This is a genomic window from Salinivibrio costicola subsp. alcaliphilus, assembly GCF_001996185.1.
Lineage (GTDB): Bacteria > Pseudomonadota > Gammaproteobacteria > Enterobacterales > Vibrionaceae > Salinivibrio > Salinivibrio costicola.
The window spans coordinates 1-313 of record NZ_MUFR01000185.1 but is presented as its reverse complement, the minus strand read 5'-3'; the positions used below and the strand labels follow the sequence as shown (position 1 = coordinate 313).

At 52.1% G+C, this 313-nt stretch carries 1 pseudogene; it reads right to left on the bottom strand.

What is annotated here, in order from left to right:
* Window positions 1-313: pseudogene (locus BZJ21_RS16495) on the bottom strand (glycosyl hydrolase family 26); the annotation flags it as partial.

The window sequence follows — 313 nt, the reverse complement described above, 5'->3', positions numbered from 1 at the left end:
GGAGTCTTTAATCGTCGGCTTACCGTCTTCTACCGTGACGGTCAGGTTCGACATCTCTTTTTTGGTGCCATCCGAGAACGCACCATACAGGGTGACCTGGCAGGTATCGTCAGCACGGTAAGTCAGGTCATCGTCGTAAACGCCCGATGGCGCTACGGCAAGCTCTAACTGGTTTTCCCCTGGCTGTAAGTAAGCGGTGGCGTTAAACCCCGAAGAGAAGGTGGCAGCGGTCGAGCTTAAGTTATCAATAGCCTCGATACCGTTGATTAGCCCACCACAAAACATAGTCTTTGAGCTGATATTGGCGGTGTAC